The 22,820-nt window shown below is 62.7% G+C and carries 23 protein-coding genes; 10 read left to right on the top strand and 13 right to left on the bottom strand.

The window, feature by feature from the left end; translation table 11 throughout:
• Positions 1 to 15: 15 nt before the first annotated feature.
• Both ACUIAG_RS03805 and ACUIAG_RS03800 read left to right on the top strand, forming a co-directional pair.
• Positions 16 to 219 (top strand): ubiquitin-like protein Pup, encoded by a 204-nt coding sequence (locus ACUIAG_RS03805; protein ID WP_144085749.1) that lies wholly within the window; start codon positions 16 to 18, stop codon positions 217 to 219.
• A gap of 3 nt (positions 220 to 222) precedes the next feature.
• A complete protein-coding gene (locus ACUIAG_RS03800) occupies positions 223 to 1,650 on the top strand; it encodes a proteasome accessory factor PafA2 family protein (RefSeq protein ID WP_445340233.1) in 1,428 nt (475 codons plus the stop codon).
• Positions 1,651 to 1,750: 100 nt separating this feature from the next.
• On the opposite strand, the gene ACUIAG_RS03795 is transcribed toward ACUIAG_RS03800, so the two are convergent.
• The 12 genes from ACUIAG_RS03795 to ACUIAG_RS03740 all read right to left on the bottom strand — a co-directional run bounded on the left by ACUIAG_RS03795 (position 1,751) and on the right by ACUIAG_RS03740 (position 14,057).
• A complete protein-coding gene (locus tag ACUIAG_RS03795) occupies positions 1,751 to 2,038 on the bottom strand; it encodes an HU family DNA-binding protein (protein WP_015022121.1) in 288 nt (95 codons plus the stop codon).
• A gap of 169 nt (positions 2,039 to 2,207) precedes the next feature.
• Complete coding sequence (locus ACUIAG_RS03790) at positions 2,208 to 4,679, bottom strand: lysylphosphatidylglycerol synthase transmembrane domain-containing protein (RefSeq protein WP_445340232.1); 2,472 nt, start codon at positions 4,677 to 4,679, stop codon at positions 2,208 to 2,210.
• Between the two features lie 2 nt (positions 4,680 to 4,681).
• Complete coding sequence (purB, locus tag ACUIAG_RS03785; RefSeq protein ID WP_445340231.1) at positions 4,682 to 6,127, bottom strand: adenylosuccinate lyase; 1,446 nt, start codon at positions 6,125 to 6,127, stop codon at positions 4,682 to 4,684.
• A 72-nt stretch (positions 6,128 to 6,199) separates the two neighbouring features.
• The gene (locus ACUIAG_RS03780; protein WP_445340230.1) at positions 6,200 to 7,627 is read right to left on the bottom strand and encodes an esterase/lipase family protein; all 1,428 of its coding nucleotides are present in this window, start codon (positions 7,625 to 7,627) and stop codon (positions 6,200 to 6,202) included.
• Positions 7,624 to 7,953, bottom strand: a complete 330-nt coding sequence (locus ACUIAG_RS03775) for a hypothetical protein (protein ID WP_445340229.1) — start codon at positions 7,951 to 7,953, stop codon at positions 7,624 to 7,626. Before ACUIAG_RS03775 ends, ACUIAG_RS03780 begins: the two co-directional genes overlap by 4 nt.
• A gap of 127 nt (positions 7,954 to 8,080) precedes the next feature.
• Positions 8,081 to 8,614 (bottom strand): DUF6466 family protein, encoded by a 534-nt coding sequence (locus tag ACUIAG_RS03770; RefSeq protein WP_445340228.1) that lies wholly within the window; start codon positions 8,612 to 8,614, stop codon positions 8,081 to 8,083.
• Positions 8,611 to 9,639: a vWA domain-containing protein gene (locus ACUIAG_RS03765; RefSeq protein ID WP_445340227.1), complete on the bottom strand. Its 1,029-nt coding sequence runs from the start codon at positions 9,637 to 9,639 to the stop codon at positions 8,611 to 8,613. Before ACUIAG_RS03765 ends, ACUIAG_RS03770 begins: the two co-directional genes overlap by 4 nt.
• On the bottom strand, positions 9,636 to 10,712 hold the full coding sequence (locus ACUIAG_RS03760; RefSeq protein WP_445340226.1) for a vWA domain-containing protein: 1,077 nt from the start codon (positions 10,710 to 10,712) through the stop codon (positions 9,636 to 9,638). The genes ACUIAG_RS03765 and ACUIAG_RS03760 overlap by 4 nt, the downstream gene beginning before the upstream one ends.
• Positions 10,709 to 11,242, bottom strand: coding sequence for a hypothetical protein (locus ACUIAG_RS03755; protein WP_445340225.1), 534 nt, complete (start codon positions 11,240 to 11,242; stop codon positions 10,709 to 10,711). Before ACUIAG_RS03755 ends, ACUIAG_RS03760 begins: the two co-directional genes overlap by 4 nt.
• Complete coding sequence (locus ACUIAG_RS03750; RefSeq protein WP_445340224.1) at positions 11,239 to 12,171, bottom strand: DUF58 domain-containing protein; 933 nt, start codon at positions 12,169 to 12,171, stop codon at positions 11,239 to 11,241. The genes ACUIAG_RS03755 and ACUIAG_RS03750 overlap by 4 nt, the downstream gene beginning before the upstream one ends.
• Positions 12,168 to 13,223, bottom strand: a complete 1,056-nt coding sequence (locus tag ACUIAG_RS03745; protein ID WP_045925106.1) for an AAA family ATPase — start codon at positions 13,221 to 13,223, stop codon at positions 12,168 to 12,170. Before ACUIAG_RS03745 ends, ACUIAG_RS03750 begins: the two co-directional genes overlap by 4 nt.
• Positions 13,224 to 13,268: 45 nt before the next feature.
• Entirely contained in the window at positions 13,269 to 14,057 is a 789-nt protein-coding gene (locus ACUIAG_RS03740; RefSeq protein ID WP_445340223.1) for a uracil-DNA glycosylase, read from the bottom strand.
• A 149-nt stretch (positions 14,058 to 14,206) separates the two neighbouring features.
• Between ACUIAG_RS03740 and ACUIAG_RS03735 the strand changes: the two genes are divergently transcribed.
• The 3 genes from ACUIAG_RS03735 (at position 14,207) to groL (ending at position 17,162) form a co-directional block, all read left to right on the top strand.
• Positions 14,207 to 14,851: a LytR C-terminal domain-containing protein gene (locus ACUIAG_RS03735; protein ID WP_045924635.1), complete on the top strand. Its 645-nt coding sequence runs from the start codon at positions 14,207 to 14,209 to the stop codon at positions 14,849 to 14,851.
• A gap of 168 nt (positions 14,852 to 15,019) precedes the next feature.
• Positions 15,020 to 15,223 carry a cold-shock protein gene (locus ACUIAG_RS03730; RefSeq protein WP_045924634.1) on the top strand — a complete coding sequence of 68 codons (204 nt, stop codon included), beginning with the start codon at positions 15,020 to 15,022 and terminating at the stop codon, positions 15,221 to 15,223.
• Positions 15,224 to 15,542: 319 nt separating this feature from the next.
• Positions 15,543 to 17,162: a chaperonin GroEL gene (groL, locus tag ACUIAG_RS03725; RefSeq protein ID WP_101432598.1), complete on the top strand. Its 1,620-nt coding sequence runs from the start codon at positions 15,543 to 15,545 to the stop codon at positions 17,160 to 17,162.
• A 206-nt stretch (positions 17,163 to 17,368) separates the two neighbouring features.
• Here groL and ACUIAG_RS03720 read toward each other — a convergent pair whose 3' ends face one another.
• Entirely contained in the window at positions 17,369 to 17,662 is a 294-nt protein-coding gene (locus ACUIAG_RS03720) for a WXG100 family type VII secretion target (protein ID WP_445340222.1), read from the bottom strand.
• A gap of 69 nt (positions 17,663 to 17,731) precedes the next feature.
• On the opposite strand from ACUIAG_RS03720, the gene ACUIAG_RS03715 reads away from it, so the two are divergent.
• The 5 genes from ACUIAG_RS03715 to ACUIAG_RS03695 all read left to right on the top strand — a co-directional run bounded on the left by ACUIAG_RS03715 (position 17,732) and on the right by ACUIAG_RS03695 (position 22,774).
• Complete coding sequence (locus ACUIAG_RS03715) at positions 17,732 to 18,523, top strand: TPM domain-containing protein (protein WP_445340221.1); 792 nt, start codon at positions 17,732 to 17,734, stop codon at positions 18,521 to 18,523.
• A 4-nt stretch (positions 18,524 to 18,527) separates the two neighbouring features.
• On the top strand, positions 18,528 to 19,286 hold the full coding sequence (locus ACUIAG_RS03710) for a response regulator transcription factor (RefSeq protein WP_045924631.1): 759 nt from the start codon (positions 18,528 to 18,530) through the stop codon (positions 19,284 to 19,286).
• On the top strand, positions 19,276 to 21,210 hold the full coding sequence (locus ACUIAG_RS03705; protein WP_445340366.1) for a sensor histidine kinase: 1,935 nt from the start codon (positions 19,276 to 19,278) through the stop codon (positions 21,208 to 21,210). Before ACUIAG_RS03710 ends, ACUIAG_RS03705 begins: the two co-directional genes overlap by 11 nt.
• An 86-nt stretch (positions 21,211 to 21,296) precedes the next feature.
• The gene (locus ACUIAG_RS03700) at positions 21,297 to 21,686 is read left to right on the top strand and encodes a cold-shock protein (RefSeq protein ID WP_015022102.1); all 390 of its coding nucleotides are present in this window, start codon (positions 21,297 to 21,299) and stop codon (positions 21,684 to 21,686) included.
• Between the two features lie 68 nt (positions 21,687 to 21,754).
• Positions 21,755 to 22,774 carry a DUF3027 domain-containing protein gene (locus ACUIAG_RS03695; RefSeq protein WP_313835567.1) on the top strand — a complete coding sequence of 340 codons (1,020 nt, stop codon included), beginning with the start codon at positions 21,755 to 21,757 and terminating at the stop codon, positions 22,772 to 22,774.
• Positions 22,775 to 22,820 lie beyond the last annotated feature (46 nt).

Genomic DNA, 22,820 nt, shown 5'->3' with positions numbered 1-22,820 from the left:
GAAAGGAGGGCGACCATGGCTGAGGCATCCCAGCAGGGACGGCATGTGGCAGCCGGGCAGCGGCAGGAGCAGGAAGAGAATCTGCCGCAGACCGGGGCGCATAAACAGGGTCAGACGGCTGAGTCCGACCTGGATGCGGTCCTTGATGACATCGAGACCACCCTGGAGACCAACGCCAAGGAGTATGTGCAGGGCTTTGTCCAGAAGGGCGGCCAGTGATCCATGGCGGACGGGCAGGGGGCTGACTCGGACTTTCGCAGGATATTCGGCATCGAGACCGAATACGGACTGAGCCTGACCGGCGCCAGTGGACCTTACGCTGCCGGCCGGGTCGCCATGGCCATGTTCCGCCCTCTGATTGAGAAGCACGGGTCAACCAACATCTATCTGCCCAATGGCGCCCGACTCTACCTGGACGTGGGCTCCCACCCGGAGTATGCCACGGCGGAGGCCCGCGATCCGCTGACGGCCCTGACCCAGGTGCTGGCCGGTGAGCGGATCGTGACCGACCTTGCGGAGCGCGCCGAGAAACGCCTGGCGGAGGACCTGGGCAGGCCGGTGAAGGTTCACCTCTTTGCCAACAATGTGGATGCCCAAGGCCATGCCTTCGGCTGCCATGAGAACTATTTGCTGGACCGGCGAGTCCCCCTGGACATGATCGGAGCCTGCCTGGTCCCCTTTCTGGTCACCCGACAGCTGATCACCGGGGCGGGTCGTCTGAGCCCAGACGGGTTCCAGCTCAGCCAGCGGGCCGATTTTCTGGACGAAGGGGTCTCCTCGGCCACAACCCGTGCCCGTCCTATGGTCAACACCCGTGACGAGCCTCTGGCTGATCCCGAACGGTGGCGGCGTCTGCATGTGATCGTGGGTGATACCAACCGGTCGCCGCTGGCCACCTGGTTCAAGATGGCCAGCACCCACCTGGTCCTGAACTTGATCGATCAGGCCTACCGCCGGGGCCGACGGCCAGAGCTGGCCGACTGGGCCTTGGCTGATCCCGGTGCAGCGGTCCGAGCCGTCAGCCGGGATCGGACCGGCCGGGTAACCCTCGAGCTGCAGGCTTCCACGAAGACCGGCAACATCAGCGCTCTGGGTCTGCAAGAGGCCTATTGGTCGGCCTGCAAGGCCTTGGTGGACCAGCAGGAGGATATAGGCATCGACCGGCCCCAGGCTCTGCGTGCCCTGCGACTTTGGAGAGCGGCCTTGGATGCGCTGGACGCCGGGCGTTGGCAGGATCTGGCTGACTGGGTGGATTGGGCTGCCAAGTTGCGGCTGCTCCAAGGGCTGAGTCGACGAGGCGCCGGACGTGATCTGGACGAGGCCCTGGACCTGGACTATCACGATCTGAGTGCGGGAAGGTCCTTCCCTGGCCTGATCAGTCATGGACTCATGCGCTCGCCGGTCGACGATTCCGAGGTGCAGCGCGCCATGGATCAGCCCCCGCAGGATACCCGTGCTCGTTTGCGTGGCGACTTCGTTCGTGCTGCAGACCGGGGAACACGCACATGGTCATGCGACTGGAGCCAGCTGGTCCTAGGGGGTTCCCGCCGAGTCGAGGTAGACCTGCCTGACCCCTTCGACCATCTGGGCCCGTCCCGATACCGCTCCCTGATGGATTTTCTGAAGAGTGCCGCAGAGCCTGGTGCCTAGAAGCCCGGTTTGCGCTGCGGGACTTCAATGAGGTCTGTCCTAACAAGAAGGGCCCTGGCATCCGTGGATGGATGTCAGGGCCCTTGCAGAAAGGCTTGTTTCACTTCTTGTTGGTGACGGCCTTCTTCAGCAGCGAGCCGGCAGAGATACGCACACCATAGCTGGCCGGAATCTTGATGGTCTCACCTGTGCGGGGGTTGCGGCCGGTGCGGGCGGCGCGCTTGACGCGCTCAGCTGAGAACAGACCGGTCAGCTTCAGACCCTCGCCGGACTTCATGGCCTCGACGAAGACATCCTGGAAGGCGTTGACAGCAGCTTCCGCCTGAGCCTTGGTCAGGTTGGACTTCTGCGCAATCTTCGAAACGAGATCAGACTTGTTGTATGCCATAGAACATCCTTCTTTCGGGGGCCTCCCATTGCTTGATTTGGGGAAAGCCCAACGGTCAATGACTGATATTACCGCAGATTAGGCCCAAACACCGCATTTTCCGGGGGTTTCCGACATTTCATCAAGCGATTTTTGAGGGCCTTGGGAATGAAAGTGTCCGAGGGGCCCTTTAGATGCGATTATGGTTGCTCAGCCAGCGCATGGCCAAGGCTCCCAAGGGGATGCGCAGCCAATAGGTGGCCACCCGGAAGACCAGAGTGGCCGAGATGGCTACGCCCGAGGGAACGCCTGCCAGGCGGAAGGCGGAGAAGAGCACCGCCTCTATGGCTCCCAGGCCGCCGGGTGTGGGGACAGCCGAACCCAGCGTATTGGCCAGGAGGAAGACGAAGGTGGTCTCGAAAACGTTGGTCCGGCAGCCGAAGGCCATCAGGGCGGCCCAGAAACTCATGCCCAGGGCGGCTGACTGCATCACAGCCCCAAGCACGGCCACCACCAGCTGCCTGGGCTGAGTCAGAATCTCTATAAGGTGGCGGGCGTAGGAGGCCACGATGGGCATCAGGCGTTCCATGACCAGTCGCCGTGTGTAAGGCACGGCCATGATCAGGGCTGCGATGATGGCCACTGTACCGATGACGATGACCAGGGTGTTGGTGGGGATCATCCCGGATAGGGTGTTGCGCCCGGTGAACAGCCCGATGCCGATCAGCAGACAGAAGGTGGTCGCGAACTGGACGGCCACCACGGCGCTCATGATGGCCGTGGCCATGGTGTTGTCATAACCGTCCCGCCGCAGGAACTGCAGGTTGACGAAAGCCGGCCCCACCCCGGCGGGCATGGAGACCGAGGTGAACGAGGAGGCCACCTGGGATAGGAAAATGCCCTTGAAATCGCGCTTGGCCGGGTCGATGAAGACTCCTAGGGTAATTGCGCAGCCCACCCAGGACAGTGATCCCAGCAGGAAGGAGAGGCCAGCCATCCAAGGGTTGGCATTGCGGACGGCGCTGATGACCTGGGGCAGATTGAACTGGGTGACGATGACGGCGACAGCTACTACCAGCAAGGCCAGGGCCACGAAGCTGCGCAGACTGAAACGTGAGAGGGTTACCTGGCCGGTCTCAGCCACCGACTCAGGAGGAGCCAAGGTCTGCAGCTGTTTGCGCAGATTAGTCAGAATCTGTCGATCCCAGCCAGGCAGGGCCTGGGTCTGTGAGGGAATGGCCACCATCTGGCAGAATGGCGATAGCCCCGCCAGGGTCTTGACCCCCCAGGAGGCGCGGGCGGCCGTGATGGCTTGGTCCACGCCGATCATCGCGGCGATCAGGGCGAGAAGCTGGATCCGGTCCAGGGCGATGTTGGCCTGGGAGCTGGCGCTGTCGCCGTTCTCCCAGCCGGCGATGACCGCGGAGCCTGACTGGTCCACGGCCAGAGTCTCTGGGCGTATGCGGCGGTGTGTGAAGCCGCGCTCGTTGGCCCGGCGAAGATAGTCCATCAGCTGCTTGGCCCTGTCGGCGTCCAGGTTCTCAGGTTCCAAGGGCCCAAGATGGACATCATCCTCAAGGATCAGAATTGAGGATTCGGCGCTCTCCGCCAGACCATAGGGGTGCAGGGTGGTCAGTCCCAGATCCCGCAATTCAGTCAGCATGGCCATATGGTGTTGCATGGAGTTTCTGACCGACCGGTCCCGGCGCATGGAGACTCCGGACAGTTTGATCCACTGCCAGAGCTGCATCAGATAGCCCATGGTGTGCAGCTGGCCGTCCATGACCGAAACCGTGTAGGTGCGGCCATCCCTGTCACGGGCCCTGTAGATGCGGGAGGCCTCGATAAGGTCGTCGCCGAGGGCGGGCAGTGGCTGGCCATCGTTGTCTAGACTGGGATCCTGACGCTCCAGGCTGGCGGCATGGATGCCGATGGAGGCTATGGCCTGCACCACGCCCTGCCCCCAAGCGCCCTTGTTCTGCGTGCCCGCCAGGTATCGGACGACCATGCCCATGATTCGGCCAAGGATCAGCGAGACCAGAACCCCACTGGCCGAATTGGAGGATATGGCGACCATGATGATGGCCACGACGTATAGAGCGTTCCATCCCCACTTGACCGAGCTGCGTAGTCGACGGGGTCCTGCTGCACTCAGGAAGGCAGCCAGACCGGCATAGAAGTCAGGCAGCAGGACGGGAGACCCTATGGCGTTCTGGGAGTTGAATGAGGCGATCAGGGTCGGGTTGCCCGCCTTCAGGATCAGGTTGGAGGTCAGCATGACCAGCCCGAAGCCCAGGAACATGGCCAAGGGGGCAGTGATGGCCTGGATCCATTCCCTGTTGACCAGCAGATGGACAAGCACCGCCAGGACGACGGTCACGGTCACTGCTTGCTGAAGGAAGGCCGTGGGCACGTCCATGAGCCAGTCCATGGCATTGCCGGCCTGGCGCATGTCCGACTCGACCCCGGCGGCTATGCCCTTCAGATAGACAGCTGCCAGAGTGACCAGGATTCCTAGGATCAGTGCTGCCAGGGCTCGAAGCAGGTCTTCGGCATCATGAACCCGCTGGGGTGGGGTATCCCGAATGACGACCTGGTCTTCCTGCACAGGGTCGGCGGAATCGGTGTCCTCGGGGGTGATGGTCGACTGGGACGGGGTCATGGTCAGTCGCGATCGAAGTCCACCAAGGTTCCGGCTGCACCGGTGTAGGTTGCCGGCGTCAAGGCCTTGAGCCGACTGGCCGTGTCCTGGTCCAGGTCCAAGCCGTCGATGAAGTGCTCGACATCCTCCCGGCCGATCCTCTTGCCCCGCATCAGCTCCTTGACCTGCTCGTAGGGGTGATCCATGCCTGAGCGTCCAGCCAGTCCGGCGGCCCGCATGGCCGTCTGTATGGGCTCGCCCAGGACCTCCCAGTTGCTGTCCAGTTCGCGGGCCATCTGTGTCTTGTCTGGGTGGATGGTCTGCAGACCGCCGTCCAGGTTGTCCAGAGCCAGCAGGCTGTAGCCCAGGGCCGAACCGATGTTGCGCTGGGTGGTGGAGTCGGTCAGGTCCCGCTGCCAGCGGGTTTCGGTCAGGGTTGTGGCCAGGGTGTCCAGCAGGGCTCCTGAGATCTCCAGATTGGCTTCGGCGTTCTCGAAGCGTATGGGGTTGACCTTGTGGGGCATGGTGCTGGAGCCGGTGGCGCCTTTGACGGGTTCCTGGGCGAAGACGCCGCGGGAGATGTACATCCAGACATCCACGGCCAGGTTGTGCAGGATCCGGCCCAGGTGGGCGATGTTGCCGAAGAGCTCGGCCTGCCAGTCGTGGGACTCGATCTGAGTGGTCAGTGGGTTCCAAACCAGGCCCATCCGTTCTGTGACGAAGGCCCGGGTCAGATCGATCCAATCCACCTGCGGCAGGGCGGCCAGATGGGCGCCAAAGGTTCCAGTGGCGCCATTCATCTTGCCCATGTAGTCCTGATGGCGGATCCGATCCAGCTGCCGGTGCAGCCGGTGGACGTAGACCGCCATCTCCTTGCCCAGGGTGGTGGGCGTGGCCGGCTGGCCGTGGGTCAGGGCGAGCATGGGCAGATCCCGGTATTGCTCCGCCATGGTCGCCAGATGGCTCTCGATTCGGGTGGCCTTGGGGAGCCAGACCTGTTCGACCCCGCCTCGGATGCAGCGGGCATAGGCCAGATTGTTGATGTCTTCGCTGGTGCAGGCGAAGTGGACCAGGGGTGTCAACCCGGGAAGTTGGGACTCAGGGCCAAGGGCTGTGGCTGCAGCTTCCAGACGGCGGTCGATGTAGTATTCCACGGCTTTGACATCGTGGTGGGTCTGGGCTTCGATGTCAGCCAGTTCAGCGATGCCGTCGGCGTCGAAATCCTCGGGGATGGCTCGCAGATAAGCCTGCTCAGCTTTGGTCAGGGGCTCTACGCCCGGCAGGACCGGGTGCTGGCCGTTGCCCTGGTAGCCGTTGGCCAGCATGATCATCCATTCGACCTCGACCCGCATGCGCTCGCGGTTCAAGGCAGGTTCGCTCAGATAGTCCACCAAATCGGCGGTCTGCCTGCGGTAACGTCCGTCCAAGGGATTGAGGGGGATGACTGGGGTGATTCGGCTCAGGTTCATGCCTCCAGCCTAGACGACCGGGTCAACCAGCAGGAATCGACATGGGCGCTTCTGGTGGACCGCGTGTCCTGCTCATCGCTGCAGCCTGCCGCGGTAATAGCGGGTCTCCTGCAGATCGCCCTCGATGGCATGGGCGAAGTGGTCGTCCTGACGTCGTACTGCTGGTGAGTTCAGATCTCGGGCATCGGCCCAGGCCGCCCGCTGGTAGGCCATGCCATGGGTGGATTCCTTGCCGGGTCCGGCAGTGGTCACTGTCTGGCCAGTCCGGCTGCCACCTGGAGGGGGAGGTCCTCCCGCTCTTCCCCTCACGGTCAGCTGATTGGGCCGGGAGGGGTTGTCGGCTCCATCAAGACTGGAGACCAGCTCTTCGCGCATCTCCACGCTGGTGACCCAGGTGTCTGACCCTATCTGGCGATGGGCGATGGGCGATCCGACGGTCACGATGTGATCGAAGCGGTAGCGGTTGGAAAGATCCGAGGCCATGGTGGCGGCCACGATACCGCCCTGGGAATGACCCACCAGGCTGACCGGATCGTCCGGGCGCACCCCGGCATCCCGCATGGCCTGGTCCACCAGACGCAGGGAGGCCGCCCTTTCGCGTACTGAAGCCTTGTCGCTCATGAGCTGGATGTTTTGGCACCAGCCGATGGGCGAATCGAGATGGGAGCTAGTGCCGGGTATGTAGACCAGCCAACGGTCCTTGCCGTCCGCCTCCCGATATCGTTGTACAGCGATGGTTGCGTAAGGAATGCCGTCCTGGCAGGATCCCAAGCTCTCCAGATTTCGCAGAGCGGTGGCGATGTCATGAGCCTCGCCCAACCCCTTGCCCTGAGGCTGGACAGGATCCATCGTGAGCCTGTCACCCTGAAGATGGGCGAGCACGAAGGGCACCAGCAGGCCTGGACCGGTGACCAATCTGCCAATAGGATCATGGTGGTCTGAAGTCAGGTCGGATGCGGCGGCGGCCAGCAGAGGCTGATGGATGCCGGCCGTAGTTTCCAGAAATTCCTGGAATTGCGAGGCATCCAGTTTGCCGGTCAGTTTAGCTGCCCCCAAGCTCAGACCGATGGTTCCCAGCATGAACGGGGCAATAGGCTGAAACAGGGTCAAGGCCTTGGACATCAGGGAGTCTATCAGCCTTTCCATGAATGATTCCGCCTGCGAGTACAACCCGTAGGCCTTGGTCAGCCGATCGGCCACAGACTGGAGCCTGGTGCGGAGATCTTCGCAGGCCTGAGCTTGGCCACTGCAGAAGGTCACCATCAGGTCCAGGGGCAGACGGGCGTGACCTGGCGGCGGCACGGCAGCCTGGGTGCAGGGCAGGGCGGGCAACCCTGGCATGGTTCTGCGGATGGCCTGATTGGTGAGAATCCATTGCGTCTGCAGGGTGGCCAGGGCTCCGCCTGCCTGGTTGAGCCGGTCCGCCATGCCGGTCAGGTGGTCCAATTCTGTGCTGGTGTAACCGTTGGCATCGGGTGCGGCGGTGACCGTCCGCTTCATGGTCGACTCTCTTGATCGATCAGGTTCAGGGTGCGTCCTGCCTGGACACGCTGATCCTGGCAGAGGGCATCCATGGCCCGTACCTGGGCCCGGTAGGCCTGAGCGGCCTTTCCCTGCCAGTCGACCCTCAGAGCCTGGTCGGCTAGTTCGCTCAGGTGGACCAGGGTTGTTCGCGACTGCCGAGCCATATCGGCCAGCATGGTCCGGCAGCGGGCCACCCGTGCGTGGCAGGGGCAGGCTCCGGCCGCCTCAGGATAGGACAGGTAGGAGGGCTGCTCGAGGAAGGGGCCCAGGGTGGGTAGTGACGATGGTGATGACTTGTCCATGCGTCTACTTCATCACCGCAGTCATGCTTGCATGGCGTCGATTGGGCCATGTGGTCGGATGTTGCCTGATCTGTTTTGATGGGGACGGGTCTTCGAAAAATGATCGAGCAATGCCTGGTGAGGCCGGTCACCAGGGTTTGACGTTCTTTTCCCGATCCTGGTGGCCGCCCGTATTGCCTGTTGGGCTGGGGGACGAGGAGGGATCGCTCTGTTCCTGGTTGCGCTTGAGCAGATCCTCTACCTCAGCTTCCTGCTGCTTGGTCAACCCAGAGGATGAGCCCTTGCCTGATCCGCTCTTTCCATCCTGCCCATTCTTGGTTTTGTCTGCTTGTTGTTTTTTGAGTACCCGTTCCGTACGCTGGGTCAGCGCAGTGCTGGTCGCTTGGTTGGCCTGCGCGGCCTGCCTGGTCTTCGGCAGAAGCAAGGGGCCCGGCCGCTCCACTTGGGCGAAAAGGCGGTCTGCCTGATCTTGCAGCGCCTTGATTGCTGCCGGGTCTGCCTGTGGGTTTCGGGCCTGCCGGATGCTGGTGTTCAGTGTGCGAGTGGCCTCGTTGTAAGTGGCGATGGCTCTGACGTTGATCAGGCCCCATGTCCCGGCCAGCGCTGCTATCAGGGCTAAAACGACAAGGACCAGACGCGGTCGAAGGGTGTTCCTGCTCATAGCAATCTCCTCGAAGTACGGACCCATTGCCCTGCCTCAACCAGGATCAGGACCAGTTCCACCAGTGCCAAGGGCCAGACCAGCGGGGTGACATGTCGGCGCACCTGGTCGACCGTGGTCACCCGGTAGCGCTTGGAGACCGAAGCTGTAGCGCCCTCGCGGACAGTGACCCCCTTGGCCAGGGCCTGATAGTGGCCGCTCATCTCGTCGGCCATGGCCTTGAGGGTGTCCGGATCCATGGCCGAGATGCCCGGCTGGCCGGTCTGCGGATCCGTCACCCAGCTTCCGTCGCCGCTGCCGCCGACGTCCGAGGTCAACGGCACTGTGCCTCCCTTGGCTGAGCCGGTTCCCAGGACAAAGGCCTCGTCCAGCCCTTCCCTGAGTACGCTGAAGGATCGCCGTTCGTCTCTGCCGGTCTGCTCTCCATCGCTGATCAGATAGAGCAGGATCCGGTCGTTGGGATGCTGGTCCTTGGTCTGCTTCAATGCCAGAGTCAGCCGATCCAGAGGAGCATCCAAGCTGGAGCCGGAGGAACGGGAGGTGGGCTCTGTGGCCAGCCCGCGGGCCCAGTTGTCCACAGCTCGCACGTCGGGGGTCAGGGGCAGATCGACGCTGGCCGAGGCGCCGAAACTCAGGGCCGAGAAGGATGCATCCGGATAGATGTCGACCAGGTCGCGGACGGCTGCTTTGGCCGCCTCCAACCGGCTTATGCCGTCCTGGGCCCCATATCCGGCATCCTTGACTGCCATGGATCCGGTCACGTCGACCGCAATGAAGACATCAGTGGCGTTGACGGCCTTGTTGGTGGTTTTGCTGACGGTGCTGGGGGTCAGGACCATGAGGGCCAGGATCAGGACCATGGCGGTGCGCCGGGCCAAGGCCCAGCGATCGGCATCCGTATCCCGGCCCTTGCGCAGTCCATGGATGACCAGCGCAATGGCCAGGAGCAGCAGCAGGCCCGACAATAGGCCGCCGGCCACCCAGCCCAGGGCAGGCTCAAAGGTCAGGGACTTGAGTATGTTCATCGCTTCAGCCTCCAGGCCAGGAGCAGATATCCGGACAGCGCCAGGGCCAGGGCCAGGGTCCACCAGCCGGGTGCATCCACCAGGCTGGACTGCTCCTGCTGGCGTGGGTCGGCTCCATGGCGATGTTCGATCCGGCGGACCAGCGCGTTGATGGAGTTCCCGTCCTGCCGTCTAAGGAAGATGCCGCCGCGGGCTTCGATCAGCCGCTGCATCTGCCGTGTGCTCTCCGCCTCGGTGCCTTGGTCCGGTCCCGAATAGAGTCCGTCCACCGCGATTCCTGCGGCCGAGGTCAGCTTGAGCGCCTCCTCCAGGGTGTATGTGGGTTTGCCGGAGACCACGTTATCGGTGGCCAGGACCAGGGAGCTCGAACGTTGGTCGGCCTTTGCCGGTCCGGGTTGGCCCTTGGGAGCGAATTGCGGCAGGAGCGCAGCGCAACCCACCAGCCCGTCGCCGATCAGTGAGGTGGTGTCCCGGCGGTTCTGCGTGCCCTCCAGCCAGTCGCTGATGTCCTGGTACTGTCGTCCGCTCATGGCATCGATGCGGTCCTGGGACTGCACCCCGTCCAGGATCCGCCGTGCCTTGCTCAATTCGGCGGTGATCATGCCGTAGTCATCGGTAAGGGGGAAGACGGTGCGCGAGGTGGAGTTGAAGATGCTCAGAGCCATGCGTTCGCCCCGGAAGCTGCGGACCAGGTCGAGGTAGGAGGCGATTACCTGCCTGTCGTAGGGCAAGGTGGAGCCGGACACATCCAGACATAGCACGATATCGCGGTTATGACCCTGCTCCAATGTCCGATCGACCCGGGCGGGCCTGGCAGCCAGGCTCAAAACCATCAGCAGGGCCAGAGAGAGCAGGATTGCGGCGCAACGGTTCAATCGTCGCCAGCGCCTCAGCGCCTCATGGCCCTCATCGGTGTCCAGATCGCTCTTCAAGGTCCAGACCCGTGCCCCTGTTTGCTGATCAGGCTTGCCACGACCTGCCATACGGTAGGCCAGCAGGCCGAACGTCAGAGCCAGGGCCAAAGCCAGTATCGGCAGCCATGGCCACCGCCAGGACAGATTGCCTATGCTCATCGCGGCCACCGTTCAATCAAATCCCGTACCCACTCGGCTGCCTGATTCACCGTGGCGTCAGTTCCCTCGCTGTCCTTGGGAAGGGCGAATTCGGGCGGGTAGAGGGCATCTATGGTCTGTCGAAGCAGGTCCAGACCCTGCCGGGTGCTCGGCGTACGGGGCTGAGCCTGGATTTCGGCCAAAGTCTTGGACTTCATGTCGCTGTTCCAGGAACGGGAGGCAAATCCACGAGCGATAGCGGCCAGTGCTGTCATGGCCTGGTCACGGTCCAGATGGCCCTTGTCGTACTGGGCCACCACCTGATCGATCCTCTGACGCCATGCATCGGGGGAGTCAGAGCTCGCTTGGATCGGGTGCCCTTCCTGCTGACGGCGGAACCTAGGCAGGAGAATGGCCGCTCCGGCTAGGGCCAGGGCCAGTACGATGGCGGTCGTCGTCAGAGCCAGCAGCCATGTGGGCTGGGTCATGGTGGGCATGATCTTGATTCGACCATGACCGGACGCAAGACGAATCAGGACGACAGCATTCATGCCGCCATCACCGTCCGTCGCATGGGAATGCCTGGTCGGCCGGCTGAGAGCAGGTGGATGAACCTGTTGAACATGGCTGTGCTGGAGTCGGCCCGGATCAGCGAGGCCCTGATTCTGGCCAGTTCCCGGCTAAAGGCCTCGATCTGATAGCGCCTGTGCAGGTCCACAGCTCGCGTGCCGTTTGCGGTACGCAGGAAAGCCGGGATCCTGCGTCCGCTGGGCGCATCCGTCACCGAGCCCATAGGGGGCTGCTGGCGCAGGGGATTCATAGTCTCCACTCCAATGAAATTCAGGGGGTGGGTGGTTGCCAACTGTCGGATGGTCGGCATCAGGTCAACGTGCAATGCCGACTGGTCGGTGGCGATGACCAGCATGGCCTGCCGGTCCTGGATGCCGGCAGCGTAGCCCAGCAGTGCCTCAAGGTTGCGTGGCTGATCCAGCGGTGACTCCAGAGCCCGGTCCAGGGTCTGTTCGAATCGGGCGAAGCCCCCCTGGCAGGGTATGCGGCGGATGGCGGATGAATCGACCAGGACCAGGTCCACCTCATCGCTGCGGCGCAGGCAGAGGGAGGCGAACATGCACAGGGCGTTGGCGGCCACCTGGATGGCCTGCTCCCCGTCAGGGCACGTTCCAGACATCTCGCGGCCGACATCCAGCAGCAGCCAGACCTTGCTGGTAACCAGGCGCTCGCGCTCCACCACCATGGGCCGACCCATCCGTGCGCTGGCGTGCCAGTCGATCATGCGGGTTTCGTCTCCGAACTCATAAGCGCGCAGGTCGGCACGTTCGTCGCCGCCGCCGCGTCGGCCAGAGGAATGCTCGCCCTCCAGCAGCCCAAGGGCCCTGCGCACCGTGGGAAGCCGCAGACTGGTGTCCAAGGACTCGATCCGTCTGCGGACCGGGTCGCGATTCGAGCGTCGACGGCTCATGGCACCGGCACCGTGTCCACGATCTGGTCGATGATGTCGTCGCTGCTGATGCCGTCGGCCTGCGCCTCGAAAGTCAGCAGGATCCGGTGGCGGAGCACCGAATGGGCCCAGTCCTTCAGATCCTCGGGAATGACGTAATCCCTGCCAGTCAGCAGGGCTCTGGCCTGGCCAATGCGCACCAGGGCGATGGAGGCACGCGGGCTGGCTCCCAGCCTCACCTGCTCGGCCAACCCTTGGATGGGCCGCGATCCAGCCCCCCTGCTGGTGGCTGCCAGATCGACTGCATATCGCATGATGGGCTGTGCCACGTGGACCTGCCGGGCCTTCTGCCTCAGGAAGTCCACATCGGCAATGGTCAAGGCGTCCCGATCGTCCTTGCCGGGCATATCGGTGCCTCGGCTGGTCAGCATCTGCAGCATTCGGGTCTCCTGGTCGGCATCAGGATATGTCATGACGGCCTTGAGCATGAACCGGTCCATCTGGGCCTCGGGCAGGTTGTAAGTGCCTTCCTCCTCAATGGGGTTCTGGGTGGCGATCACCATGAAGGGCCGGGGCAGGGCTATGCGCTCGCCGCCGATGGTGGTGGCGCCCTCGGCCATGGCCTCAAGCATGGCTGACTGGGTCTTGGCGTTGGAGCGGTTGATCTCGTCCAGGAGCACGAAGTTGGCGTGGATAGGGCCCAGCTGCGTCGAGAAGCGCTGTGTGGAGAAGTCGTAGACCTGGGTGCCTACCAGATCCGAGGGCATCAGGTCGGGCGTGCACTGAATCCGCTTGAAGCTGCCGGAGACCGAGGTGGCCAGGGTCTGAGCGGCGGTGGTCTTGGCCAGGCCGGGCACGGATTCGATCAGGATGTGTCCTGAGGCCACCAGCGTCAGGATCAGGGCCTCGCGCAGGTTCTCCTGGCCTACCAGAGTCCTGGAAAAGCGGGTCCTGATCCGGTCGGCCAACTGACGGCAACGTTGCAGGTCGTCCTGGCTGATTGGCGGAACCTGCCGGTCCTGAGCAGGCTGAACAGATGGGGACTGACTGGGTCGAGGTGGGAATAATGCCATAGCAGACATGGTAACGGCATTTCCTGACGATTCAGCCAGCTGGAATCAGGTCAGGGACCAATCCACCGGCTGGGCGCCCATGGCCTCCAGGGCATGGTTGGCCTTGGAGAATGGGCGTGATCCGAAGAAGCCGTATCGGGCCGACATGGGGCTGGGATGCGGGGATTTGATGATGGCCGCATTGGTCAGCAGGGGCTCCAGGCTCTGGGCCTGCCTTCCCCAAAGAATGGCCACCAGGGGCCGGACCCTGCCCTCCTGGTCGCGTCGGTCGTTCAGAGCTCGGATGGCGGCGTCGGTGATCTCCTCCCAGCCCTTGTTCCGGTGGCTGGCCGGCTTGCCCACCCGTACAGTCAGGCAGCGGTTCAGCAGCATGACCCCTCGCCTGGTCCAAGGCGTCAGATCGCCGTTGGAAGGCGTGGGCAGGCCCAGGTCGGAGCTGAGCTCGGTGTAAATATTGCGCAGGGAGCCGGGGATGGGGCTGACGGCAGGGTCCACGCAGAAGCTCAGGCCCACCGGATGCCCGGGCGTCGGATAGGGATCCTGGCCCACGATCAGGACCTTGATTGAGTCGAAGGGGATGGTAAAGGCGCGAAGGATGTTCTTGCTGGCAGGCAGATAGCGGTGGCCCTGGGCCAGCTCGGATCTGAGGAAGTCGCCCATCCGGTGGATGTTGGGCTCGACAGGAGCGAGAGCCTTGGCCCAGCCAGGATCCACCAAGGCGCTCAGAGGTTTGCGATGGGTTCGGCTCTGGCCTCCTGCTATGGTCGGAGGGTTGGTACCGGTTCCGTTCGTCGGCGCGGGGGAGGTTGCGGCAATAGGCTGGCTGCTGTTCATAAGGTCACTATATCGCTTGGTGATATGAGCCGGTCAGGGTTGTTATGGCTTTCCCGGGCTTGCGGGGAACGTCGGATGGTCAGCGGGATGCTGCTCCGGCGTCCCATTACATATAATGGTTCAGGATCCGGTGGAGCGGAGGAGAGTTCATGGCTAGCACGCGCGACAATGGGACGCAGGCGCGCCCTCAGGTTCATGATGCGTTCGACAACCCTCCCAAGGGGCCGGTCGGTGTGCATCGGGGGCCCCGTTCCCTGCCGGTCAGGGCTCTGCCCTACCTGCTGGTGGTTGTCCTGGCCGTGCTGTGCGGACTGGGCTTATGGGCTGCAGTCAGCGGCTCCCTGCCCTGGCAGCAGACGCACACTGATGCCTCCCGGGTCATCAGCAGCCATGTGCCTAAGCGGTCTGCATCCCCCTCCGCCTCAGACAGCAAGACCTCTGCTGAAAAATCCTCCCAGGAGCAGGCTTCGCAGCCGCCCTCGCAATCGCCTTCGACGAGTGCATCCAGCAGCAGCCCGGCACCTGTGGTCAACAGGGGCACACAGGTGGCCATCATCAACGGAACCAGGATCACCGGGCATGCGGGCAGCAAGCGCCAGGTCCTGGTCAATGCCGGTTACACTGCGGTCACGGCAACCAACCCGCAGGGCGCTCTGCCTGGCGTAAGCACGGTCCGCTACCGTGATGAGGCCGACAAGGCTACCGCCCAGGAGGTGGCCAGCCTGCTGGGCATCACCCAGGTTGAGCAGTCCTCCGTGGCCTCCACTCCGGTGGAAGCCATCCTCATGCAGTGAGGTTCAGCCAGCCGGACGACAAAGGGAATTCGATGGCAAAAGTTCCCGAATTTCGGCTCGGCGTTTTGCAATTGCCCTATCGATAGGCCTAAACTGACCTTGCCGACCGGCAGATGCGGTCAGTCTCGTATCTGTTGTGACGCGGCACCTATGTTAAGGAAGTTAGTTATGGCACAAGGCACTGTGAAATTCTTCAGCGCTGGCAAGGGTTACGGATTCATCAATCCCGACGATGGCGGCGAGGACGTGTTCGTGCACTACTCAGCCATTCAGTCCGACGGGTTCAAGACCCTTGATGAGGGAGATAAGGTCGAATATCAGGTGGAAGAGGGCCCCAAGGGTCTGCAGGCAACCAAGGTCACCAAGCTCTGATTGTCATCTTCTGTATTCGTCATGGTGGATCCCGGTTATTCCGGGGTCCATTTTTTGTAGCATGTTTTTCGAATTACAGTGCTGAGCCGGGACTGTGCAGGGTGCGGATTGCCTGTGGGCGCGGCCGATGGGTCAGGGGCGATATGGCATACAGCCTGCAGCGTATTTTCCCCTGGGGTTGGCACTCGGCTCCATCGAGTGCTAATCTGCTGAATTAGCACTCGAGGTGCGGGAGTGATAACACGACAGCTGACGGTCGGGTTCCGTTCCACGCCGACGGTGGGTCATGAAACCTCAAGCCATGACGGAGGAAGCAACAATGGCAAAAATCATCGAGTATGACGAGGAAGCTCGTCAGGGCATGCTTGCCGGCCTGGACAAGCTGGCCGACACAGTCAAGGTCACCTTGGGCCCCAAGGGTCGCAATGTGGTGCTGGACAAGTCCTACGGGGCCCCGACCATCACCAACGACGGCGTCTCCATCGCCAAGGAGATCGACCTGGAGGATCCTTACGAGCGCATCGGCGCCGAGCTGGTCAAGGAAGTCGCCAAGAAGACTGACGACGTAGCCGGAGACGGCACCACCACCGCCACCGTACTGGCCCAGTCCCTGGTGCATGAGGGCCTGAAGAACGTGGCTGCCGGGTCCAATCCCATCGCCCTGCGTCGCGGCATCGAGAAGGCCGCCGATGCCATCGTCAAGGAGCTCGTGGCTCAGTCCAAGGAAGTCGAGACCAAGGACCAGATCGCTGCCACCGCCACCATTTCTGCGGGCGACCCCGAGATCGGCAATGAGATCGCCGAGGCCCTGGACAAGGTCGGCCAGGACGGCGTGGTCACCGTCGAGGACAACAACCGCTTCGGCCTGGACCTGGAGTTCACCGAGGGCATGCGCTTCGACAAGGGCTACATCGCCCCCTACTTCGTCACCAACAACGACGACCAGACCGCCGTTCTGGATGATCCTTACATTCTGCTGACCTCGGGCAAGGTCTCCAGCCAGCAGGACGTGGTCCACATCGCCGAGCTGGTCATGAAGACCGGCAAGCCGCTGCTGATCGTCGCTGAGGATGTGGATGGCGAGGCGCTGCCCACTCTGATCCTCAACAAGATCCGTGGCACCTTCAACTCCTGCGCCGTCAAGGCTCCTGGCTTTGGCGACCGCCGCAAGGCCATGCTGCAGGATATGGCCATTCTGACCGGCGCACAGGTGGTCTCCGACGAGCTCGGCCTCAAGCTGGACTCCATCGACATGAGCGTGCTGGGCACCGCCAAGAAGGTCATCGTCTCCAAGGACGAGACCACTATCGTCTCCGGTGGCGGCTCCAAGGATGAGGTCTCCGCACGCGTGGGCCAGATCCGCACCGAGATTGAGAACACTGACTCCGACTACGACCGCGAGAAGCTGCAGGAGCGGCTGGCCAAGCTGGCTGGCGGCGTGGCCGTCATCAAGGTCGGCGCAGCCACCGAGGTCGAAGCCAAGGAGCGCAAGCACCGCATCGAGGATGCTGTCCGCAACGCCAAGGCCGCCATTGAAGAGGGTCTGCTGCCCGGAGGCGGCGTGGCTCTGGTTCAGGCCGCTGCCAAGGCCGAGAAGGATGTCAAGCTGGATGGTGACGAGTCCACCGGTGCCTCCATCGTCTTCCGCGCCATTGAGGCCCCCATCAAGCAGATCGCCGAGAACAGCGGCATCTCCGGTGACGTGGTCATCAACAAGGTCCGTTCGCTGCCTGCCGGCCAGGGCTTCAACGCCGCCAACAACGAGTACCAGGACCTGCTGGAGGCCGGTGTGGCCGACCCCGTTAAGGTGACCCGCTCTGCCCTGCAGAACGCAGCCTCCATCGCCGGGCTCTTCCTGACCACCGAGGCCGTCGTGGCCAACAAGCCTGAGCCTCCGGCGCCTGCTGCCGCTCAGCCTCAGGGCGACATGGGCTACTGATCCCTCGAGGTTCGGCCGGGCTTTTCGGCTGAATTGATTGATCGCCAAGGACAGGGGCCTGCGCACCGGATAATGGTGCGCAGGCCCCTGCCTCTTTTCTTGCACTCGTTCACCGTCTGTTCCGTTTTCCATATATGCTTGCCGGGTCTGGGGCCGATCCGCCATGATCGAATGGCTCCGGGTTGCCTGCATGCATCAACCAGGCGTCAGGCTCCAGCGAAGAGACGGGTGGCCTGGGCCTCGGTGTCCGCATAGAGCGACGATGCCTGTGTCAGAGCTGTCTGGATACCTTCAAGCGCCTGTTCCATCTGAGCCTGCGAGGCGCGCCACTGCTGGGCCACTGTGGCGAATTGGCTGGCCGCCGAGCCCTGCCAGACGCTTTGCAGATTGTCCAGATTGGTGTACATTCCCGCCACGGCATCTCTGATGGCCCCTATCGAGCCGCTGACCGCGCCGGAGGCCGTCTGTATCTGATCCGAATCAACTTGGTACCGTGTCATGATTGTCCTTTCCGTGAATGGCGGTGATGGTGGGGGAGTCCAATGCCGTCAACCGCTACTGTGGACACTATGACAGTGTTCACGCAGTTGCCCCGTCCGCGGACCCATGTGGTCGAACGAGTCCCCTTCCACAAGACGAATCCGGTCGGCGTTTCACCCATAAAGCGGGTGCTGGCTTTTCTGCTCTTGATGATTTTGGCGGTCGGGGTTATGGGGCCGACCAAGGCTTGTGCCGATGAGCCTCAGGCTGGGGCCGGAACCATGACCGACGCGATCACCGATCCGCAGAATTTGCTGGGTTCGGACGTAGGATCCGTCAAGGATGCTATCCAGGAAACCGCAGAGCAAACAGGAGTATCGGTCCGGCTGCTCTACCTTCCGCATTTCTATCAGGGCGTTAAGCCTGAGACCTGGGCATCCAGGGTGCTCGAATCAATGAAGCCCACCCACGACACGGTTCTACTGGCTGTGGCCTCTCAGGACGGCAAATTGGTCGTGGCGGTCTCCAGCAACTCGCAGGCTTGGCTCAAGGACCAATCCAGCGTAGATCAGCTCTCGCAGGCTGCTTTGGAGCCGGTCACCAAGGGCCGCAATCCCGACTGGGTGGGGTCGGCCAAGGCCATGATGGACCAGGTTGAGACTCTTGACCAAAACCATCGGCATCGCCGGGTGATGATCATTGCCCTTTCGGTGACGGTTGTCGTCCTGGTCATGCTGGGCGTAGCCGTTGCAATTTGGTGGCGTCGCAGTAGCCGAACCGGGGCTCATCATCGCAAGTCCGGTGCTCCGAAGAAGCAATTACGCCCGACAGAGACGGTCAGCGAACTCTCAGATAATACCCAGAAAGACGCGGCAAGCTGAGACCATGAGCAAACCGACGCAAGCACAACTGGTCGTGGTCGACGACGAACCGTCCATCAGGGATCTGCTGGTGGCCTCCCTGCACTTCGCAGGCTTTGCGGTCGAGACCGCGGCGTCCGGCTCCGAGGCCATTCAGGTCATTGAGCGCATCCAGCCCGATCTGATCGTCCTGGATGTCATGCTGCCTGATATCGATGGATTCACGGTCACCTCCCGTATCCGTCAGGAGGGAATCGAGGCGCCGGTGCTCTTCCTGACGGCCAGAGATGATACCCAGGACAAGGTCATGGGGCTGACTGTGGGCGGCGACGACTACGTGACCAAACCCTTCAGCCTGGAGGAGGTTGTGGCCAGGATCAAGGCCATATTGCGCAGGACGCGCGAGCATCAGGAGGACGATCCGATCATCCGCGTAGGGGATCTGGAGATCAACGAGGATTCGCACGACGTCACCAGGGCCGGGCGACCCATCGACCTGAGTCCGACCGAATACAAGCTGCTGCGCTACCTGATGGACAATGAGGGCCGCGTGCTCAGCAAGGCGCAGATTCTGGATCATGTCTGGCAGTACGACTGGGGCGGGGATGCGGCCATTGTGGAGTCCTACATCTCCTACCTGCGCAAGAAGGTGGACGGCATCACCATCAGTGACGGACACGGCGGGGAGCGCAAGGTCACCCCGCTGATCGAGACCAAGCGGGGCATCGGCTACATGATTCGGGCCCCTAGGCAGAACGCATCGGATGGCGGCGATGGCAACTAGTCCCTCGGGCTCGACTCCCATGGCAGAACCGTCGGCTGAAGGGGCCAACTCCGTCATGGGTTCGGATTCCGGCAAGGGAAAGGGCTCCGGCAGACCGAGGGGTCGGTTCATGCACAGGTCGCCGCTGGCTGCCATTCCCTTAAGCACCAAACTTGTGGCCAGCATGCTCATCCTGCTCATCGTGGGCACGGTGGGTGTCTCTGTGGCCATCTGCCAGATGGCCGATGACTATCTGATGAAGCGCACGGACTCCCAGTTGATACGCCAGGCCAACCTGGGCATCCGCAACGCCACCCTTCTGCGCCAGGAGGATCTGAGCAAGAATGGCCTTGGCCCCACTGACTATTTCCTGCAGATCCGCGACGACAAGCTGCACATTATTTCGGACGATCTGAATCCTATGCAGGTCAACGGGGTCATTTCCCGCCCTCGTCTGCCCGCCGACGGCAGCCTGGACTCGATACCCCTGGGCAAGCCGACCACGGTACCGGCCTATGTGCGCGTCTCGCGACAGGCCTCGCCAGACCGGGACACCATGAAGCGAGCCCGGGCCTCCTGGCGAGTGGTGGCCATGCAGTGGAAGCTGCGCAACGAACTGGACGGCTCCGAAATCAGCGGCATCCTCTTCATCGGTCTGTCCATGAGCGACCAGGACGAGGCAGTGCACGATCTGACGGCTTTCTGCATGATCATTTCTGTTGTTGTGGTCCTTCTGGGCGGAGTCATCTCGGTCCTGCTGATCCAGTCCACCCTGGTTCCCCTCAAACGCATTGAAAAGACCGCTGCCAAGATAGCGGCCGGTGACCTATCCCAACGCATTCCCAGCTTCCCCGAGAATACCGAGGTGGGTTCCCTGGCAGCATCCCTGAACGCCATGCTGGCGCGAATCGAGCGTTCCTTCGACGAGCAGCGCCAGACCACCGAGAAAATGAAGCAGTTCGTTTCGGATGCCAGTCATGAGCTTCGTACCCCTCTGGCCGCCATCCACGGCTATGCAGAGCTCTACAGGATGCAGCGCGACTATCCAGGGGCTCTGGAGCGTGCCGACAAGTCCATCCAGCACATCGAAGATTCTTCGACAAGGATGACGGTCCTGGTCACGGATCTGCTCTCGCTTGCGCGTCTGGATGAGGGCAGGGGGATCGACCCGACCCTGCCGGTCGATCTGACTGGACTGGTGCGAGACGGGGTGGACGACCTGCATGCCTTGGACCCGGGCAGAGAAGTGGCTACAGGAAGGGTTTGCCTGCATACCGAAGACCAGCCCGCCCCCCAGCAGAAGCCGGTCACGCCCAACAAGGGTCTGCCGGGCCTCAAGGGACGCAACAAGGAAAAGATCACCGTGGGCGGGCACCTTGGCCCGGCCGTCAGCCTGGACATCCAGGAGGGTCCCCTGCCCTCGGTACCGGTGACTGGCGACCCCAGCCGCCTGCGTCAGGTGATTACCAATATCGTGGGCAATATCCACCGCTACACCCCAGCCGATTCGCCGGTCCAGGTGGGATTGGGCCTGGTCAAGGCGACCATCGCTCCAGCGGATCTGACCAGGTTGGAGGCCACTGAGTCCTCGCTGGGACACCTGACTGAGGCGATCCAGGTGGCAGAGAACAGCCATGTGGGCACCGACTATGCCATCATCCGAGTGGTTGACCACGGGCCAGGCGTCCCGGAGGAATCCAGGTCCAGGCTCTTCGAGCGCTTCTACACGGCCGATCCGTCCAGGGCTCGGGAGAAGGGCGGCACGGGGCTTGGACTGGCCATTGTCCAGTCCATTGTCAAGGCTCATCAGGGATTCATATGCGCCTCGCAGACCCCGGGAGGCGGCTTGACCTTCACCATCGTCATACCCCAGGGCGTCATCCGGGATCAGGGGCGCCTTGGGGACCAGGCCAATTCTGCCCCCAACCGTCCCGTACGCCCATGACAAGATGGGTCGTTCTGCCCGTTGCGTTCAGGTAGACTGAATTCGGATATATCAGTTCAAGAAGCAACGTAAGGAAGTGGCAGAGCATGCCCAGCGGGAGAGTACGGTGGTACGACGCCAAGCGGGGGTTCGGGTTCATCACGGATGAACAAGGCGGGGATGTCTTCCTGCCCTCATCGGCCCTGCCCGCCGGGGTGTCCACCATACGCAAGGGATCCCGGGTGGAGTTCTCAGTGGCTGAGGGCCGCAAGGGCCCCCAGGCCCTGGATCTGAAGCTGGTGGGGCCGACCCCCTCCATTCTGCGTGCCAAGCGACCTGATCCGGACGACATGGCCGCCATCGTGGAGGACTTGATCAAGCTGCTGGACTCCGCGGGCAATGGCCTGCGTAGACACCACTATCCAGGTCGGGCTGAATCCGCCAAGCTGGCCACCCTCTTAAGGGCTGTGGCCGATGACTTCGACGTGCCGGACTGAGCAGACGGCGATAACAATCCCACGTGGATCGGTCTGATCCGGTCCCACTGATGATGAAGGTGTGATAGATGGTTCAAGAGGACCTGGATCCTGAGGAACTGGCTAGGCGAGTGGCTCTGAGCGTGGCCGCCGACAGCGATGAGGTCGGTGGGCTGGTCGGCCGCACCCTGATTGGTGACGGAGTCTGGGACTACCGGTTCGCCTCGGCCATCAAGGGCTATGAGGGCTGGCAGTGGTCGGTCACCCTCTACCGTGATGAGGATGCCGATACCTGGACTGTGGATGAATCCTCTCTGGTGCCTACAGATGCGGCCCTGCAGCCGCCCGCTTGGGTTCCCTGGAAGGACCGCCTGCTGCCCTCGGATCTGAGCGTGACCGATGCCATGGGAACCGAGCCTGACGACCCCAGGCTGACAGCCGGATACAAGCCAGCGCAAGCTAGCCATCAGAATTCTCAAGTACAGCAGAACCCCGAAGATGATAACCCCGAAGATGATGAAGAAGGCCAGCAAGAATCGAGTCCCCTTGTTGGTGATGGGTCCGATCAGGAGACTGACGGCGTGGTCTTCCGCCTGGCAGACCGCCCAAGTGGAGAAAAAGACGTTCACGAGCAGGAATCGAATGATCATATTCCCCTCGGCGCACAGACCTCTTCCGATGACCTGGATGAGGCCGTCGACCGTTTCGCTCTGACCCGCCGACACGTGATGACGGCCGAGGCCAGGACGGCGACCGCCAAACGTTGGTACGAGGGTCAGCACGGTCCCAAGTCCCTGTCGACCAGGACGGCCAAGGGCAAGGCCTGCGAGACCTGTGGCTTCATGATTCCCCTGGCAGGCGATCTGGGGACCATGTTTGGCGTCTGCGCCAACCGATGGAGCCCGGACGACGGGCGCGTGGTCTCCCTGGATCATGGCTGCGGCGAGCATTCCGAGATCGAGCCCCAGGAGGAGTCCCATCTCTGGGTCCAGTCCCAGCCGGCCTATGACGATCTTCATATTGACGTGGTCAGGCAGAAGCCCCGTGAGGAGCGCCCAGAGGTGGAACTCATGGAGCAGATGCAGTCAGAAGACGGCTCAGAGGACTGATTCCAAGGCCTCGTTGCGTTCAGAGCGCAATCACCGGCGGGCCGAG

This window comes from Bifidobacterium sp. ESL0825 (assembly GCF_052606465.1).
This window is presented reverse-complemented; position numbering and strand designations above follow the sequence as displayed.